This window comes from Marinobacter sp. DSM 26671 (assembly GCF_900112835.1).
Classification (GTDB): domain Bacteria; phylum Pseudomonadota; class Gammaproteobacteria; order Pseudomonadales; family Oleiphilaceae; genus Marinobacter; species Marinobacter flavimaris.
In genome coordinates, this window is the sequence record NZ_FONF01000002.1 from 297618 (window position 1) to 315326 (window position 17709).

Genomic DNA, 17709 nt, shown 5'->3' on the forward strand with positions numbered 1-17709 from the left:
CCGGATCAGCCACGGATACGCTCAAGCTCGGCAATAAGTTTACCGTGAATACCACCAAAGCCGCCGTTGCTCATGATCACAATGTGGCAGGGGCTGGGAAGATCTTCCAGGGTGCGCGCCAGCAAATCTTCCACTGTAGCCTCCACCCGGTGTCGATCGGAGCCGGCATTAAGCGCCTGCCAACCGGCAATCAGTTCGGGCAGCCACTCCATGTCATTCAGGTTCGCCCACAGAACCCGGTCCGCGATTTCCGCGCTGGGCAGCAGTGTCTGCTGGTGGACGCCCTGCTTCATGGTGTTCGAGCGCGGCTCAATCAATGCCAGGATAGGTTCATCACCCACCTGGTTGCGCAAGCCCTCAAGTGTGGTGGCAATGGCGGTGGGATGATGGGCAAAGTCGTCGTATACGCGCACCCCGTCTATGTCCGCCAGCAACTCCATCCGCCGTTTGACGCCGGAGAACCGGCACAGGGCGGCCACCGCATGGTCTGGGGTGACGCCCACGTGACGTGCGGCAGCAATGGCAGAAAGAGCATTGCGGACGTTATGAAGACCGGTCTGATCCCACTTCAGCGTTGCCACCGGCTGTTCGTGGTGAATCACCAGAAACCGGCTGCCATCCTCCGATAGCAGCTCGGCCCGCCAGTCCGACATGCGCGGGGTCTCGCTGCCAATCGCGGTGTCCTGAACCGGGCTCCAACAGCCCAGTGCCAGGGCATTGTCCAGGTGGCCATCCACCGCGGGACGGATAATCAGGCCCTGGGAAGGGACGGTCCGGACCAGATGATGGAACTGCCGCTCGATGGCCTCGACGTTTTCAAAGATATCGGCGTGATCAAATTCCAGATTATTCAGGATCAGGGTATGGGGGCGGTAATGGACGAACTTGGAGCGCTTGTCGAAAAAGGCGCTGTCGTACTCGTCTGCTTCGATTACAAAAAAGTCGCTGTTGCCCAGACGCGCCGACACGGGAAAGTCCCGGGGAACACCGCCAACCAGGTATCCCGGTTCAAACCCGGCCTGATCCAGGATCCATAGCAGCATGGACGTGGTTGTGGTCTTGCCGTGGGTACCGGCTACCGCCATGACCCAACGGTGCCTGAGCACCTCGCGGCTCAGCCACTCGGGCCCGGACATGTAGTCGATATTGCGGTTGAGCACCGCTTCGACTTCCGGATTGCCGCGGGACATGGCGTTACCGATGAGCACCAGATCGGGTTTCGGCTCCAGGTGATCCGGGCTAAACCCTTCCATCAGACTGATACCCTGAGCCTCCAGCTGGGTGCTCATGGGTGGATAAACACCCTGATCGGAGCCTGTCACCGTATGGCCGAGTTCCCGGGCCAGAACGGCCAGGCTGCCCATGAAAGTGCCACAGATTCCCAGGATATGAATGTGCATTCGGCAACTGCCCTCTGAGTTGAAACCCGACAAGCCTCCCGTATCCGCCCCACCCCGTCAAGAGCCACGCTATCCGCAATCCTGCTCATGAAAATTGCCGTCGATTGGCGTATCATCTGCGCCATTGTCGAACCAGCAGGAGGCTCCAGCCCGAGATGGCCATCAAGAATGCATTCTACGCTCAGTCCGGCGGTGTCACCGCCGTCATCAATGCCAGTGCCTGTGGCGTCATCCAGACCGCCCGCAAGCATCCGGACAAAATCGGCAAGGTGTTTGCCGGACGCAACGGCATTATCGGGGCGCTGAAGGAAGAACTGATTGATACCAGCCTCGAGAGCGACGATGCCATCCAGGCGCTGATTCATACCCCGGGCGGCGCCTTCGGCTCCTGCCGTCACAAGCTCAAGAACATTTCCGAGAACCGGCGCGAGTACGAACGCCTTATCGAGGTGTTCCGGGCCCACGACATTGGCTACTTCTTCTACAACGGCGGTGGGGATTCACAGGACACCGCCTACAAGGTTTCCCAGATCGCCGACAAGATGGGCTACCCAATTACCTGCATCGGCGTGCCCAAGACCGTGGACAACGATCTGCCGTTCACCGACTGCTGCCCGGGCTTCGGGTCGGTTGCCAAATACATTGCCACGTCCACCCTGGAAGCCAGCCTGGACATCAAGTCCATGTGCGAAACGTCCACCAAGGTATTCATCCTGGAAGTAATGGGTCGCCACGCCGGCTGGATTGCCGCATCCGGCGGCCTGGCAGGACAGGGCGAGGGCGAACCGCCCCACGTCATCCTGTTCCCGGAAATCCCGTTTAATCGCGACGCGTTCCTTGAGCGCGTGGATCATTGCGTGAAAGAGTATGGCTACTGTGTAGTCGTGGCCTCCGAAGGTGCCCAGTACGAAGATGGTCGCTTCCTGGCGGACGCCGGAGCCAAGGACGCGTTTGGCCACACCCAGCTGGGCGGTGTTGCTCCGGCCCTGGCCAATATGGTCAAGCAGGCCCTGGGCCACAAATACCACTGGGCCGTTGCCGACTACCTCCAGCGCAGTGCCCGCCACATTGCCTCCGCCACCGACGTGGAGCAGGCCTATGCGGTTGGCAAGGCCGCCGTGGAAATGGCACTCGACGGCAAGCAGGCTCTGATGCCCACGATCGTCCGCGAACAGGGCAAACCTTACGTCTGGAAGATCGGTGAGGCCCCGCTGAGCGAAGTGGCAAACCAGGAGAAAAAGATGCCGATCCACTTCATCACCGACGATGGCTTTGGTATCACCCAGGACTGCCGGGACTACCTGGAACCTCTGATTGCCGGTGAGAGTTTCCCGCCATTCGATAACGGCCTGCCGCGTGTTGCCAAACTCCAGAACACGCTGACCGAGAAGAAACTGAAGACCGAGTTCCAGCTGTAACCGAACGAACAGCGTACCGGAAAGCAAAAAGCCTGACAGAGTAGCTCTGTCAGGCTTTTTCATTGTTCAGGCACTACACGCAGATGGTTAGCGGGCCAGCTCCGATTGCTGGTCGCGCATGTAGGCGTAGAACTGATCAAACCCACCCACGTACTGGTTGCCCACCAGAATCTGCGGCACGGTATAAACCGGCCGGCCAATCTTGTCCGCGATATCCTGCTTGCTCATGCCCTTCTCGATCATATCGACCCAGACGTAGGGAATGTTCCTGGCCTCACACAGACGCTTTGCCTGCACGCAGAAACCACAACTCGAGCGGCCATAAATCGTGACCTGCTCCATAAACACCTCCCTAAAGTCTCTGGCTGTATGTTTCGGGACTGAAATCCTATGGCTGAATGATGGCACGGCGCACGCTAATTTAAAATTGATGCTTTGAATCGCCACCATAGTAGCCGCCCATCATGTCCTCAGGCGACCGAGCTCCCGCTCCAGAACCTGCACTTCATTGTCCAGGGCCTGACCACTGCCTTTGACGCGACCAGCAAGTTCCCGGAGATCGTTGGCGGCGTCACCGATATGAGTGAGGTTGCGATTGATTTCCTCGCTCACCGAGCTTTGCTCTTCCGCTGCGGTCGCCACCTGGGTCACGTGTTCGACAATGGTTCCGATCCGCTCGACAACCGTGGCCAGGGAATGGGCCGCCTCCTGGGTGCCATCCACCGCCGAGGTGGCGCGATCAACACCGCTCTGGATCACCGAAACCGCCCCGTTCACATCCTGCTTCAGACCGTCGATCATGGTGCTGATTTCATCGGTGGATTCCCGCGTCCGGGAGGCAAGGGTTCGGACCTCATCGGCGACAACGGCAAAGCCGCGCCCCTGCTCACCGGCCCTTGCCGCCTCGATGGCGGCGTTAAGCGCCAGCAGGTTGGTCTGTTCTGCGACGCCACGGATGACATCCAGGATCCGGTTGATGTCCTCACTGCGATTGGCCACCTGGCCGATCGCAGTGCTGGCCTCGCCCATGTCATTGGCCACCGCGCTCACGCCGTTGACTGCGGACGACAAGGTGTCCTGGGTAAAGCGGATGCCGTCCTGGGCCATCCGCGCGTTGTCCGCCGCCTCACCGGCAAATCCCGCGACCTCACCGGCAGCGACAGACATTTCATTCATGGCGGTCACCACGCTGTCGATGTCCTGATGTTGCCTGCCGGTCTGCTCATCGGTCTCAACCGCAATACTTCCGACATCCCTGGCCTGTTCGCGGACCTTGGCGTTTACATCCTTCAGGTCGTTGATCATCTCTCTCAGCCTCGCCAGGAAGGCGTTGAATCCGCCAGCCAGCTCGATCAGCTCGGCGTGGGTGTCGATTTCCAGCTCACGGGTGAGGTCCCCCTCGGCACTGGCCAGGTTCTTCATGCGATCCCGGATCTCATCCAGCGGGCGGGTCACCGAGCGGACCAGGAGAACAAGGGCAACAACAGCGAGAACCACGACACCGATGCCTACCAGGGTCTGGCGGGTCGCGGTCGCGGCCACTTCGTCTGACAGCAGGCCCGTGATTTCGGAAACGCTGGCAAGCGCGGCATCTCTTGGCAGTTCAATCAACAACGACCACTCGGCATCGGGCAGGCTGATTTCGACGGGATAGGCCACGGCCAGGGTCTGGCCGTCATCGAAGGTCCCCTCACCCTGATGCAGTCCTGAGAAGGTATCGCCATGCTCCGGCAAAGCTTCCGGGAGGGGCCGACCAAGATGAGCCTCATAATGACTGGATGCCGCGATAAGACCCTGCTCGCTGATCAGCGTGACCCGGGACTTGCCGTCAAACAGTTCCTTGCTGACACCAGAAATGGTTCTTTGCAGTGTCGAGAGATTGATATCGACGCCCACCACGCCGGCGAATGCTCCGTCGTCCAGAATCGGAACCACCAGGCTGGTCATCAGCTCGGAATAGCCCTCACTGATTTCGTAATCATAGGGCTCCATGATGCAGGGTGCCCTGGTGTCCCGCGAGCACAGATACCACTCGGCTTCCCGAATCCCGAATTCGTTCAGGCTATCCAGATACTTCGTAGCCGGGTCCTCGGTGCGGCTGAAGTGAACCTTGCCCTCCGGATCCCGGTAGTAATAGATTTCCAGGGTGCCCTCGTCGCTGCTGTGCTCCTCAACACCACCGGTGAAATAGCGATCCTGCCCGTCATAGCCATCCGGCTCGAACTGTGCGTATATCGAGCTCAGACTTTTCTGCTCCTCAAGCACGGCGCCAACAGTCTCCTGCAGGGCCGTCCTGCTGATTCGACCGGAACTGTCGGACTGAATATTGCGGGTAATAACATTGCGGACGACTTCCGGGGTCCGAAAGGCAGTTGCAAACTGACCACTGACCAGCTCGCCGAACTTGCCAGCGGTTGCGCTGAGCTGATCCATTACAATGCCCTGCACCGTATCCCGGGTCTCGACACTCAACCTCTTCTCCATGGCTCCGAGAGACAGCTGGGCAGTCACCACGATACTGATGCCCATTATCAGAAGCAGGGACACAACGAGGGCGTAGAGCTTGAAGCGGAGCGATAACTGTTTCATGGTGAAGGCGGACCTGCGGGGAGTTGGGGGTTCATTCTATTTTAGAGCACGGAGGAGCCGGTGGCCTACCTGACGCTATTTCTGACCGCGTTCGCCGCTGCCACGCTGCTGCCCGCTTACTCGGAAGTTCTGCTGGGCACGCTGATAACACAGGGTTACTCCTGGTGGTGGCTGTGGTTCTGGGCAACACTGGGTAACACGCTGGGCTCGGTCGTTAACGGAGTTATCGGCCGGCAGGTAGATCGCTTTAAGCATAAACCCTGGTTTCCGATCAGCGAGATGCAATTGCACAAGGCGAGGAACCGCTTTAACCGATATGGCCAATGGTCTCTGCTGATGGGCTGGCTGCCTCTGGGCGGCGACGCGCTGACCCTGGTTGGCGGGATCATGCGCGTGCCGTGGCTCAATTTTGTGATACTGGTAGGAATTGGCAAGGGTGCCCGCTACGCCTTTGTGCTCTGGCTCGTCGCGGAGGCGTCCGGTGCATCGTCACCTTCACCGTAGAGGTATTTTCGAAGCAGCGGCTCGCCGTTAAATTCGGAATTCAGAACCGCAACGAAGGTGTAGACCCCGATCAGTTTACGGTTAAGGAACACGAACTCCTTCGGGGGCACCCGGAAATAGCGACTGATCGCCGACCGGGCCGCCTGACGCGCCACCCGGGACGGCAGTTCACTCTGTTTCCAACGATACTGGCCATGGCTGTTCACTGCATAGTCCGGCCAGGAATCCTTGTCGCTGGAGAGCGGTTCAAGCACCGACATGCAGACCTGGCCAAACTTCTCCAGTACCTCCTCCGGCCACTCGGTGCTCATGAAACGCAGCTTCACGCCACCATCGATTACCGCATCGAGATCGTTCTCGTAGGATGCCTTGATCATCTGGATGACCGGTTTGAGAAACTCGTCCGAGTAGGACTGCACGGCGCCGAAATCGAGGAGGACGATACGGTCGTACCCCGGGTCATCCCCTTCCTCCCCGGCAATCCGGATGCGGTAGTTGCCGAAATTGGGATCGGTCTGTATTTCGCCCCAGATGAACAATTCCCGGAAAAACAGCTCCAGGGCGGCCTTGCCAAGGGCACTGCGACGATCCAGCGGGAGGTCCCTGACCGACTGGGAACTGACCGAATGCCCGTGCTCGTATGTTGAACAGATAACGTGCTCGGTTGAAAACTCCGGCAGGACCCTGGGCACAATGAACCTCGGATCCGATGCCAGCATGTTGCGGAATTTCTCGGTGGTCTTCGCCTCAAGGCGATAGTCCACCTCCCGATGCATCATCTGCCGGACTTCCTCCAGCCAGTCATTGAACTCGGGGCCAAAACTGACCAGCCTGGCCACTCGCAGCAACTGGGCGACAGCATTCAGGTCGCTGTCTACCGCGTCGGCAACGCCCGGGTATTGCACCTTCAGCACCAGCTCCAGGCCGTCACTGCGGCGCCAGGCCCGGTGGACCTGCCCCAGCGATGCAGCGCCAATAGGCTCGGGCTCTACATCCAGTTGCGCCAGACGCTCCGCGCCCAGCTCGTCTTTCAGCACACGCTCGATAGCCGGCCATTCCAGAGAAGTGGTCTGATCTTCCAGGGTGTGGAGCGCTTCGGTGACTTCCTCGGGCAAAAAATGCTCGCCGTACAGAGCCATAACCTGGCCAATCTTGACCACGCTGCCCTTTAACTTGCCCAGTTCATCCACCAGGAACCGGGCCTGGCTCGAAAGCATGGCGCGGTGACGTTTTTCCCGATTTTCCCGAGTGCTGAACCAGTTGGTTGCCATATGTGAGGCCATACGGGTACCGGCAAACAACCCGGCACGGGTCAGACTCAGCCTGCGCTCGAAACTGCCTGTCTTGATGCGGGAAACCGAATTTCCTGAACGTCTGGAAGACATAGTGACCTGTTCGGATCAGAGAATTTCACCACGTTTGGCGGCTTACACCATTATACGGATAGTCAGGGGAGCTGACCTAACCGAGTCGACCGGCCTGCCGCGGCCACGGGGCCAATGCGCCAGCCCCGTTGCCGGTTTACATCTGCACAACCGGATCGTTTACGTTTCGACACAGTTTCCGCCGGGAAACCGGTCTAGTATTTCTAGATACGTAAGGTCCAACAACGACTATCACAACAACAAGATCTGAAAATGCCGCAATCCGCAAGAAAAACGCCGGATACGGAGCTGTCGCAGTTCCGGGTCAAGGGCGAGATTCCTGTCCCGATCCTGATCAACTGGCTGACCGCTGTTGCCGTGCCCCTGCTCTGTTTCTTTGCCTGGCGCTCCAGCCTGCAGAACGACCCGATCACGCCGCCACTACTGGTTGGCTTCGCCGTTCTTCTTGCCGTCAACTCTGTGAGCTACCTGCTCTTCGGTAACAAGACCCTGCAGCGTCGCGGCTTCATAACCCTGATTACGGTGCTGTTCACCTACCTGGCTATCAACGCGGTAGAGGACGGTTCCGCCATTATCTGGTTGTTTGCCTACCCGCCCATCATTTTCTACATCAGCGAATCCCGGGTTGGGGTGCTCGCCTGCTGTGGCGGGTTCGCCGCCGTCATCTTCCTTTTCAGCCCACTGGGGGATTTCCTGTTCGATCCGCCGCACAGCACCAGTTTCAGAATCACCATGATAGCGGTGCTGGGTTTTGAAATGGTCACCTGTTACATCCTTGACCAGAGCCGTCGACGCAGCAAGCTGGGGTTGCTGAAGCTGGCCGCGGAATTCGAGTATGCCGCCAAGCACGATGCCCTGACCGGCCTGGCCAATCGCCGCGAAGCGCTTGAGCAACTGGACATCGAGTATCAGCGCTATCTTCGCAACGCCCGGCCCTTTTCGGTGCTGCTGATGGACATTGACCTGTTCAAGAGCGTTAACGACAACTATGGGCACCATGTGGGTGACGAATTGATCATTCTGGTGGCCAGGACCCTTCGGGAACAATGCCGCAAAGTTGATACGCTGGCCCGATGGGGCGGTGAGGAGTACCTGGTTCTGCTGCCCGAAACCAATACCGGGGAGGCGCTGGCATCCGCAAACCGGATCCGTGAAGCTTTTGCCGCCAGATCCGTAAGCACGGAGAAGGGCCCGATTCAGGCAACCATCAGTGTGGGGGTGGCGTCGATCCGTGGCTCGGAATCCATCGATCGCCTGCTGCAGCGGTCAGACGAAGCCCTGTATCGGGCGAAATCCGAGGGACGTAACCGCGCATGCGGTTACGAGAATGAAGCCGCGGCCTGAGCTACCAGCCCTCGCGGAAATCGACATCGTGGTGAGCCAGGCCACTGACCAGCTGCTGCGACAACCTCCGCTGCACGTCAGCCAGTGTCACACCGGGAACAAAGTCGCGAACCTGACACATGGCCATTCCGGCGTAGCCGCAGGGGTTTATGCGCTGAAAAGGCTCCATGTCCATATCCACATTCAGCGCCAGGCCATGAAAGGAACAACCCCGGCGAACCCTCAGTCCGAGCGAGGCAATCTTGGCGTCGCCCACGTAAACGCCCGGGGCGTCCGGTCTCGGAGCGGCCTCAACGCCCAATTCTCCAAGCGTGCGGACGATGGCCTGTTCGATCTCGTCCACCAGAGAACGTACACCAAGTTTTTTGCGAGTCAGATTGATCATCAGGTAAATCACGAGCTGGCCGGGACCGTGGTAGGTCACCTGCCCGCCCCGATCCACCGGGATCACCGGGATGTCGCCCGGGGCAAGAATATGTTCGGCCTTCCCCGCCTGGCCCTGGGTATAAACCCGCGGATGCTGCAAACACCAGAGTTCATCCGCCACACTGTCATCGCGGTCAGCGGTGAAGGCTTTCATGGCCTCCCAGGTTTCCAGATAGGGCTGCTCACCCAGGGATCGGACAATCAGGTCAGGCATCGGGCTCAGAGCACCATGTGTACGCGGCCACTGGCCTTGAGATCCTCGAACAGGGCCTTCAGTTGCGCTTCACCCGTGGCCACAATCTTCAGTTGAACCGAGGAAAAACGGCCTTTGCTGCTGTCGTTAACGGTGATATCGGTCTCGCTGATTCCGGGGGCATGCTGCTCCACAACCTCGACCACGAACTCGGTGAAATCCGGGGCCGCATTGCCAATCACCTTGATCACATAGTCGCAAGGAAACTCAATTTTTGGTGCTTTCGGCTCACTCATGCCGTTTTACTCCCCGGGATCAACATCACCTTACTGAAATAACTGAATGAAAAAGAGCTTGATGGCGTCCCAGATGCGTTTGAAAAAGCCACCTTCGGGAACCTCGGTCAGGGCCAACACCGGCTGATCAACCAGTACCTCGCCGTTATAGGAGACCTTCACCCGTCCCAGCTCGTCCCCAACTTTAATGGGTGCCTTAATCACAGAATCAAGGTCGACCGTCGATTCCAGATCGTTTCGTGAACCCCGTGGAATGGTCACGTAGACATCCTCAGTCATGCCAACGGAGAGCTGATCAGCCTGACCGCCCCAGACACGGGCTTCGATGAGCTCCTGGCCTGACCGGAACAGGCGTTCGCTCTCATAGTAGCGGAAGCCGTAGTTCAGCATTTTCTGGATTTCCTGGGCCCGTGCTTCTGAACTGTTGGTGCCCATAACCACGGCAATAAAACGGGTGTCGTTGCGTTTGGCAGAGGCAACAAGGCAATAACCCGCCTCCTCGGTATGGCCTGTTTTCAGGCCGTCGACGCTATCATCGCGCCAGAGCAGACTGTTCCGGTTCGGCTGGCGAATGTTGTTGTAGGTGAAATGTTTTTCAGTGTAGAGCGGATAGTTCTCCGGGTAATCGTTGATGATCGCGCGGGCCAGCATCGCCAGGTCATAGGCTGTTGAGAAATGCTCCGGCGAGGGCAGGCCGGTCGCGTTCACGAAATTGGTGTCTTTCATTCCCAGCAGTTGGGCCTGCTGGTTCATGATGTCAACGAAGGCTCCTTCACTGCCTGCAACGAATTCCGCCAGGGCAACAGACGCGTCGTTGCCCGACTGAATGATGACCCCCCTGAGCAGATCTTCGACCGAAACCTGGGTGCCTTCCCGAACGAAGGTGCGCGAACCTTCGGTCTTCCAGGCATTAACGCTGATGGGAACCATGTCGGACATGGCAATGCGGCCCTCATCAAGCTCACGCTCGACAATATAGGCCGTCATCATTTTGGTCAGACTGGCCGGAGGCAAACGCTCGTGGCTATTCTCCTCCATGATGATCCGTCCGCTCTTGGGATCCATCAACACGTAGGAGCTGCCGGCAATCTGCGGCGGCGACGGAATCAGCACCGACTGGGACATTGCCTTGCCTGTCAGGGCAAGCATCAGCACAAGGACAACGGAGAGAGTTCGAAAAGCAGAGTTTAAGGCCATGGGTCCATTCATTCGTCGTTAAGTGTATTTTTTTAAATATGTCGTGTTCGGCTTATTCAGTGCGTATCGGTCAGTAGGATGGACTGATCGAAACCACGGGCTTCCAGCAGGCTTTGGGTACGCCTGGCGCTGTCTTCGTCATTGAAGGGGCCCACCTGGACCCGATGGAAGCGCCCCGCGGAGGTATCCACTGCCCGAACGCGCATCGGATTCTCCAGCACCGCCCTCACCTGGCTGAGCAGTTTTTCAGCCGGATCCCGGCTGCTGAAGGACCCCAGCTGCACAAACAATGACCGGTTGGTCATGGCCATGTCGCCGCTTGCCTCCACCCGGCTTTCAGCGTATCCGGCCGGATCTCCCGGGGAATAAGGCTCGCCGGCAATGAACATGGCGCCATCCGGCCTGACGGTGATGGCAGCCACCTCTACACGGGCCGTGCCCCTGGCCTGGTACCCCAGCTTCTTGGCAGCGGCGTATGACAGGTCGATGATCCTGTCGCTGTGAAAGGGACCGCGGTCGTTGACACGGACAATCACCGAGCGACCGTTATCAAGGTTCGTTACACGTGCATAGCCGGGGATTCGCAGGGATTTGTGCGCGGCGGACATGGTGTACATGTTAAAGGTTTCGCCGTTGGAGGTCTTGTGGCCATGAAATTTCTCGCCGTACCAGCTCGCCGTACCCCGTGCGACATAACCGTCGTTGCTGTCGAGCACGTGGTATTGCTTGCCCCAGACCTGGTAGGGCGATTTGTTGCCCGCCCTCCTGGGGGCCTCGTAAACCGGAACCGCATCGTCAAGACCGGACACATCGAAGTTACCCGAAGGGGCCCTGTCAGTTGCCAGGGTATAGCGGGACGAATGGTCCGTTTCCGGGGCCGACGCGCAGCCGCTGAGTATCAGCGACACAACCACCGACAGCAGGAGGGAGAATGAGGGCTTGCAGTTCACTGTCCGGAATTCCTCTTGACTACACTGGCCACCGGTATCAGGTTCCCGGTGGTCCAGCCTTCATTGTAACGGGTTCTCCGACGGAATCACCATTACCCTGTGGCCATGGTTTGATTGACCGAATCAGGCGCCAATCATTCGCCGATGGGTATGAATCGACATCAAAACACCAAAGGCTGCCATCAGGGTGACCCCCGATGTCCCACCGTAGCTGATCAGGGGCAATGGCACACCAACGATTGGCAAAAGTCCACTTACCATCCCGACATTTACGAAGATGTAGATGAAGAACGTCATGGTGAGCGCACCCGCGAGAAGGCGGCTGAATGAATCCTGGGCCGTCGCGGCAATATACAGACACCGCAATATGATCAGGAAATACACCGTCATCAGGATCAGCATGCCCACGAACCCGAACTCTTCAGCCAGCACTGCGACGATGAAGTCGGTATGGCTCTCTGGCAGAAACTCCAGGTGCGACTGGGTTCCCTGAAGCCAGCCCTTGCCATCCACGCCACCGGAACCGATGGCGGTCTTGGACTGGATGATGTTCCAGCCGGCGCCAAGGGGGTCACTCTGAGGGTCCAGAAGCGTCAATACACGCTGTTTCTGGTATTCCCTCATGACGAAGAACCACATCAGCGGGGCCGAAACGGACACCATGGCCACGAACGCCGTGATCAGTTTCCAGCTGATGCCCGCAAAAAACACCACGAAGATACCGGCCATGCCGACCAGCAGCGAGGTCCCCAGGTCCGGCTGCTGCATGATCATGACCATGGGCACCAGAACGATCGCCAGCCCGACGGTCACATGCCGGAATCTGGGCGGCAGGAAATGCCTGGACAGATACCAGGCCGCCATCATGGGAACCACCAGCTTCATCAATTCCGATGGCTGGAAACGCGGAAGTCCCGGAATAGCCAGCCATCGTTGCGCACCCTTGGCACCAACGCCCACCAGCAGAACCGCAATCAGGGCCACAATACCGGCGCCGTAGAGCCACGGCGCCCAACGGCGAAACACCGAGGGATCCAGCTGGGCAAATACCAGCATCACGACAAACGCCACGCCCAGCCGGATGCCCTGGGCCTTGACGACCTCAAGGTTCCGGTCGGCACCGCTGTAGAGTACGAACAGCCCGCCGGAAACCAGCAGGAGTAACAGCAGCAACAGGATTGGATCCAGATGCAGCGCTGTCCAGATGCTCCGGTGCCGGCCAAGAGGGTTGCTTGCGGTTGAATCCAGTAACGCCTTGAACGCCATCAGTCAGCCACCTCGCCGACACCACTGACCAATGCGCTATCCCCCTGGCCATAATCCAGCAACCAGGAGTCAAACAGCGCCCGCGCGACCGGTGCCGCGGTGCCACTGCCGCTGCCGCCGTTCTCGACAATAACGGCGACGGCAATTTTCGGGTTATCTACCGGCGCAAAACCCACGAAAAGCGCATGATCCCGAAGCCGCTCGCGGATTTCTTCCTCATCGTATTCTTCATCCTCGGCCAGACTGAAGACCTGGGCAGTTCCTGTCTTGCCTGCCATCTTGTAGGGGGCACCACGACCAGCACCCCGGGCAGTGCCCTTCGCTCCGTGCATGACTTCAACCATGGTTTCCACCACATACTCCCAGTCGTCCGGGTTCTTCAACTTGAGCGGCTCGTGGGTTTCGGCGGGTAGGAACTCCTCGACCGGGCGATCCCCCTTGATATCTTTCAGTAACCTCGGCTCGACCCACTCGCCTCGATTGGCGATTAGGGCGGTCGCTGTCGCCAGTTGCAACGGTGTTGCCAACATGAAGCCCTGGCCGATACCCAGGTTCACGGAATCTCCCGGATACCAGGGTTCATTGCGCACTGCCCTTTTCCAGTCTCTGGAAGGAAGCAAGCCGCTCAGGGCCCCGGAGACATCAAGCGTCGCGTCTTCCCCGAAGCCAAAATGAGACAGGTAGCTGTGCATGGTATCCACGCCCATTTCGACCGCCGCCTCGTAGAAGTAGACGTCACAGGATTCGGCCACAGCGTCCTTGAGATCAACCCAGCCGTGCCCCGTCCGCTTCCAGTCGCGCCAGACCCGGCCACCCTGATTCAGTCGGAAATGCCCCGGATCCCAGATGGTGTAATCCCGGGTGGTCGCGCCACTGTCGAGGGCGGCGACCGCAAGCATGGGCTTGAGGGTTGAGCCTGGCGGGTACTGACCGCGCAAGGCACGATTAAACAGGGGCTTGTCTTTGCTGTCGCTCAATTCCCGATAATCGTTGACGCTGATACCGGTGACGAATTTGTTGGCATCAAACCCCGGCACGCTGGCCAGCGCGAGAATGCCGCCGGTATCCGGTTCTATGGCAATGATGGCGCCCCGACGACCATCAAGAAGCTCGTGGGCACGCTGTTGCAGCCTGAGATCCAGATGCAGCTGCAGATCCTCCCCGGGAACCGGGTTCTCACGTTCCAGAACCCTGAGAGTCCGGCCACGGGCATTGGTTTCTACATGCTGGTAGCCGACCTGGCCGTGGAGGATTTCCTCGTAGAACCGCTCAATGCCCGACTTGCCGATGTAGTTGGTGCCTGCGTAGTTGACCGGATCGATCCTCTGCAACTCATCCCGATTGATACGCCCGACAAATCCCAGGGCATGGGCCGTCAGCTCACTGTGGGGGTAATACCGTACCAGCTCAGCCTTGACCTCGACGCCCGGTAGCTCGTGGCGATGCACGGCGAGGCGTGCCATCTCCTGCTCATTCAGGTCATAGCGAAGGGGGATTTCCTGGAAGGGTCGGCGGGGCTCCTGAAGCCGACGCTGAAACCGTTCGCGGTCTTCCTCAGAGATCTCCAGGATCGCGTCAAGCTGCGCCAGGGTATCGTCCATGCCCTGTACCCGCTCGGGCACAAGCGTCACACTGAAAACGGGGCGGTTCTCCGCCAGCAGGGTGTTATTGCGGTCGTATACCAGCCCCCGGGGAGGAGGCACGGACTGGACCTGGACGCGATTCTTGTCTGAGAGCGTGGTGTATATCTCATGTTCCACGACCTGAAGCTGGTACATCCGGGCAATCAGGCCACCGATAGCGAGCATGACAAGCACCAGCATGACCAGGCTCCGCCGCTGGAACAGCCGGCGTTCCGCTGCCGTATCCTTGAACTCACCCCATGGCATAACGTCCCCCTAGGCCCGGTGATACGGGTGATTGCGGGTGATCGACCAGGCCCGGTAGAGCTGCTCTGCCAGAACAATACGGACCAGGGGATGAGGCAGGGTCAGGGGCGACAGCGACCATTGCTGGTCGGCCCGTTTGCGGCAATCGTCGGCGAGGCCATCCGGGCCGCCCACCAGAAAGCTGACGTCCCGGCCATCCTGTTGCCAGTTCTCCAGCTGCGCCGCAAGCTTTTCGGTCGACCACGGCCGCCCACCAACCTCCAGCGCGATGACCCGGTCTTTCGCGCCGGTGGCCGCCAGAATGGCGTCACTTTCTCGCTGCATCAGCCTGGGGATATCGGGATTCTTGCCCCGATGGGCGACGGGGATTTCAACCAGTTCCACGGGTAGCTCCGGCGGCATGCGGCGGGCGTAATCTCCGAATCCGGTACTGACCCAGTCGGGCATTTTCTGCCCCACACAGATCAGGCGTAACCGCATGATTATTCGCTGCCCGCAACACCAAGATCCGGAGCATCACGCCAGAAGCGCTCCAGATCGTAAAATTCTCGTGTGGCAGGCATCATGACGTGAACAACCACATCGCCCAGATCCACGAGAATCCAGTCGCTGACGCCGGCACCTTCAACATTGCTCGCGCGCACGCCCTTCTCCTTCGCTTCGACCACGACGGAGTCTGCCAGGGATTTTACATGTCGGTTGGACGTTCCGGATGCCAGAACCATGAAGTCGGTGACACTGGTGCGGTCACGGACATCGATTACGCTGATGTCCTGTGCTTTCACATCTTCAAGCGCATTAATTACCAGATCTTTCAGTTGCTCTGCCTGCATAATCACCCTGTTGGACGGGCGTTTGCCGGTATGGCCGCCCGAAATGTCATATTCAGACGCGATTGTAGCACTAAAAGTTCCCGTCAGGGCATGCTCCATAGAGCCCCTGGCGGCGAATTTCTGTCCAGACCGAGTCAGGCACCAGATAGCGTGGCGAACGGCCGTCACCGATACGCTCCCGAATACCGGTCGCGGAAACATCCAGCAAGGGTGGATCCAGCTCGAGAACGCAGCCGCAGGGGCTGTCATGCAGGGCCTCCGGGCTTTCCACACCACGCTCTGCCAGTAATCGGGCCGGTTCGGAGGATGGGTCCAATGCCGGGCCCGGCCGACGGACCACAACCACATGCGCCAGACCCGGAATCTGCTGCCATTCCCGCCAGCGATCGAAGCCAGCAAATGCGTCCGTGCCAACCACCATCACCAGGGGTTCATCCGGGCCAAGCTCGGCCCGGAGTTGGCGAAGGGTATCGGCGGTGTAGGACGCTCCTTCCCGTGAGAGCTCACGGTCGTCAATCCGCAACTGGGGCTCACCGGCCACTGCCAGCCTCAACAACTCCAGGCGCTGACTGGAAGACGCCCCGGTTTGCCCCCGGTGCGGCGGAATATGACAGGGCACCAGGCTGACGTAATCCACGCCAAGACGATCGCTGATTTCCAGCGCAAGCCTGAGATGGCCATGATGCACCGGGTCGAAGGTCCCCCCATAAATGACATGCATGGGCATCAGGTCCGGATGTGCCCGTCACCGAAGACCACGTATTTCTGGGATGTGAGGCCTTCCAGCCCCACCGGTCCCCGGGCGTGGATCTTGTCAGTGGAGATGCCGATTTCGGCCCCCAGACCATACTCGAACCCATCGGCGAAGCGCGTGGAGGCATTGACCATCACCGAACTGGAATCCACCTCCGTGATGAAGCGCCGTGCCCGCGTGTAGTTCTCAGTAATGATGCTGTCGGTATGCTGGGAGCTGTAGCGGTTGATATGGGCAATGGCGCCTTCCAGGCCGTCAACCACACGCACTGCCAGGACCGGAGCAAGATATTCGGCTTCCCAGTCTGCCTCGGTAGCTTCTACCACGCCTTCGACGATGGCCCGTGTCCGCTCGCAGCCCCGCAATTCCACGCCTTTTTCAACAAAAGCCTGGGCCAGCAGAGGCAGGATATCCTCGGCGATTTCTGCATCCACCAATAGGGTTTCCATGGTGTTGCAGGTTCCGTACCGGTGGATTTTGGCGTTGATCGCCACCTTCAGCGCCTTTTCCGGATCGGCATGGCTATCGATGTAGACATGGCAGACGCCATCAAGGTGTTTGATAACAGGCACCCGGGCATCGCGGCTGATGCGCTCGATCAGCCCCTTGCCGCCCCTGGGCACAATCACATCAACGTAGTCCGGCATGGTGATCAACTCTCCGACCGCAGCGCGGTCCGTTGTCTTGATCACCTGCACCGCATTCTCGGGCAGTCCCGCTTTCGCGAGCCCCACGGAAAGACAGCGGGCAATGGCCTGGTTGGAATGAATGGACTCTGAGCCGCCCCGGAGAATGGTCGCATTGCCCGACTTGAGGCACAGACTCGCAGCCTCGACCGTCACGTTGGGACGGGACTCGTAAATAATACCGATGACGCCCAGCGGAACACGCATCTTGCCCACCTGGATACCGGAGGGCCGGTAGTTCATGTCGGTGATGGCACCGATCGGGTCTGGCAGGGAGGCCACCTGGCGCAGGCCCTCAATCATGGTATCGATTCGCTGGGGTGTCAGCTCCAGCCGGTCAAGCATCGCCGCATCCAGGCCATTTTCCCGGCCCATCCGCAGATCCTTGCCATTGGCGAGGGCCAGCTCTTCCCGGGCTGCATCCAGGGCCTCGGCCGTCGCCAGGAGCGCCTGATTACGCACGGCGGTGGTCGAACGAGCCACTCCGGTTGCCGCTGCACGGGCCTGCTGCCCAACCTCAGCCATGTACGCTGCAATATCCATTCAAATACCTTTCTGTTTTCAAGCGGAATCAGGAAT

17 protein-coding genes are annotated in these 17709 nt (G+C 59.2%); 3 read left to right on the forward strand and 14 right to left on the reverse strand.

Annotated elements, in window-relative coordinates; all coding sequences use genetic code 11:
- Positions 1 to 5 precede the first annotated feature (5 nt).
- The gene (gene mpl, locus BM035_RS03500; protein ID WP_092030329.1) at positions 6 to 1400 is read right to left on the reverse strand and encodes a UDP-N-acetylmuramate:L-alanyl-gamma-D-glutamyl-meso-diaminopimelate ligase; all 1395 of its coding nucleotides are present in this window, start codon (positions 1398 to 1400) and stop codon (positions 6 to 8) included.
- 155 nt (positions 1401 to 1555) lie between these two features.
- Here mpl and BM035_RS03505 point away from each other — a divergent pair, with 155 nt between their 5' ends.
- Positions 1556 to 2818 (forward strand): 6-phosphofructokinase, encoded by a 1263-nt coding sequence (locus tag BM035_RS03505; protein ID WP_008176405.1) that lies wholly within the window; start codon positions 1556 to 1558, stop codon positions 2816 to 2818.
- Positions 2819 to 2905: 87 nt separating this feature from the next.
- Here BM035_RS03505 and BM035_RS03510 read toward each other — a convergent pair whose 3' ends face one another.
- Together BM035_RS03510 and BM035_RS03515 are read right to left on the reverse strand one after the other, a co-directional pair.
- Positions 2906 to 3160 (reverse strand): GrxA family glutaredoxin, encoded by a 255-nt coding sequence (locus BM035_RS03510; RefSeq protein WP_008176407.1) that lies wholly within the window; start codon positions 3158 to 3160, stop codon positions 2906 to 2908.
- 120 nt (positions 3161 to 3280) lie between these two features.
- Complete coding sequence (locus BM035_RS03515) at positions 3281 to 5407, reverse strand: methyl-accepting chemotaxis protein (RefSeq protein ID WP_092030331.1); 2127 nt, start codon at positions 5405 to 5407, stop codon at positions 3281 to 3283.
- A gap of 60 nt (positions 5408 to 5467) precedes the next feature.
- Between BM035_RS03515 and BM035_RS03520 the strand changes: the two genes are divergently transcribed.
- Positions 5468 to 5911, forward strand: a complete 444-nt coding sequence (locus BM035_RS03520) for a YqaA family protein (RefSeq protein WP_008176412.1) — start codon at positions 5468 to 5470, stop codon at positions 5909 to 5911.
- Here the strand turns inward: BM035_RS03520 and BM035_RS03525 are convergent.
- Positions 5851 to 7296 carry an ABC1 kinase family protein gene (locus tag BM035_RS03525; protein WP_092030332.1) on the reverse strand — a complete coding sequence of 482 codons (1446 nt, stop codon included), beginning with the start codon at positions 7294 to 7296 and terminating at the stop codon, positions 5851 to 5853. The genes BM035_RS03520 and BM035_RS03525 overlap by 61 nt on opposite strands.
- A 252-nt stretch (positions 7297 to 7548) precedes the next feature.
- Between BM035_RS03525 and BM035_RS03530 the strand changes: the two genes are divergently transcribed.
- Entirely contained in the window at positions 7549 to 8640 is a 1092-nt protein-coding gene (locus tag BM035_RS03530) for a GGDEF domain-containing protein (protein WP_008176416.1), read from the forward strand.
- A gap of 1 nt (position 8641) precedes the next feature.
- On the opposite strand, the gene lipB is transcribed toward BM035_RS03530, so the two are convergent.
- From lipB to BM035_RS03580, 10 genes are all read right to left on the reverse strand, one after another.
- A complete protein-coding gene (gene lipB, locus BM035_RS03535) occupies positions 8642 to 9280 on the reverse strand; it encodes a lipoyl(octanoyl) transferase LipB (protein ID WP_092030334.1) in 639 nt (212 codons plus the stop codon).
- A gap of 5 nt (positions 9281 to 9285) precedes the next feature.
- A complete protein-coding gene (locus BM035_RS03540) occupies positions 9286 to 9555 on the reverse strand; it encodes an HP0495 family protein (RefSeq protein WP_008176421.1) in 270 nt (89 codons plus the stop codon).
- Positions 9556 to 9585: 30 nt separating this feature from the next.
- Entirely contained in the window at positions 9586 to 10752 is a 1167-nt protein-coding gene (locus BM035_RS03545; protein ID WP_092030336.1) for a D-alanyl-D-alanine carboxypeptidase family protein, read from the reverse strand.
- A 56-nt stretch (positions 10753 to 10808) separates the two neighbouring features.
- On the reverse strand, positions 10809 to 11702 hold the full coding sequence (locus BM035_RS03550; RefSeq protein ID WP_053114580.1) for a septal ring lytic transglycosylase RlpA family protein: 894 nt from the start codon (positions 11700 to 11702) through the stop codon (positions 10809 to 10811).
- Positions 11703 to 11825: 123 nt separating this feature from the next.
- Positions 11826 to 12968, reverse strand: a complete 1143-nt coding sequence (gene rodA / locus BM035_RS03555) for a rod shape-determining protein RodA (RefSeq protein ID WP_008176427.1) — start codon at positions 12966 to 12968, stop codon at positions 11826 to 11828.
- Entirely contained in the window at positions 12968 to 14857 is a 1890-nt protein-coding gene (gene mrdA, locus BM035_RS03560) for a penicillin-binding protein 2 (protein WP_014576128.1), read from the reverse strand. Before mrdA ends, rodA begins: the two co-directional genes overlap by 1 nt.
- 9 nt (positions 14858 to 14866) lie before the next feature.
- Positions 14867 to 15337 carry a 23S rRNA (pseudouridine(1915)-N(3))-methyltransferase RlmH gene (rlmH, locus tag BM035_RS03565; protein ID WP_008176432.1) on the reverse strand — a complete coding sequence of 157 codons (471 nt, stop codon included), beginning with the start codon at positions 15335 to 15337 and terminating at the stop codon, positions 14867 to 14869.
- A 2-nt stretch (positions 15338 to 15339) separates the two neighbouring features.
- On the reverse strand, positions 15340 to 15690 hold the full coding sequence (rsfS, locus tag BM035_RS03570) for a ribosome silencing factor (protein ID WP_008176434.1): 351 nt from the start codon (positions 15688 to 15690) through the stop codon (positions 15340 to 15342).
- Positions 15691 to 15760: 70 nt separating this feature from the next.
- Positions 15761 to 16411, reverse strand: a complete 651-nt coding sequence (gene nadD / locus BM035_RS03575) for a nicotinate-nucleotide adenylyltransferase (RefSeq protein WP_014576127.1) — start codon at positions 16409 to 16411, stop codon at positions 15761 to 15763.
- Positions 16412 to 16416: 5 nt separating this feature from the next.
- Positions 16417 to 17673, reverse strand: coding sequence for a glutamate-5-semialdehyde dehydrogenase (locus BM035_RS03580; RefSeq protein ID WP_092030337.1), 1257 nt, complete (start codon positions 17671 to 17673; stop codon positions 16417 to 16419).
- Positions 17674 to 17709: the final 36 nt, after the last annotated feature.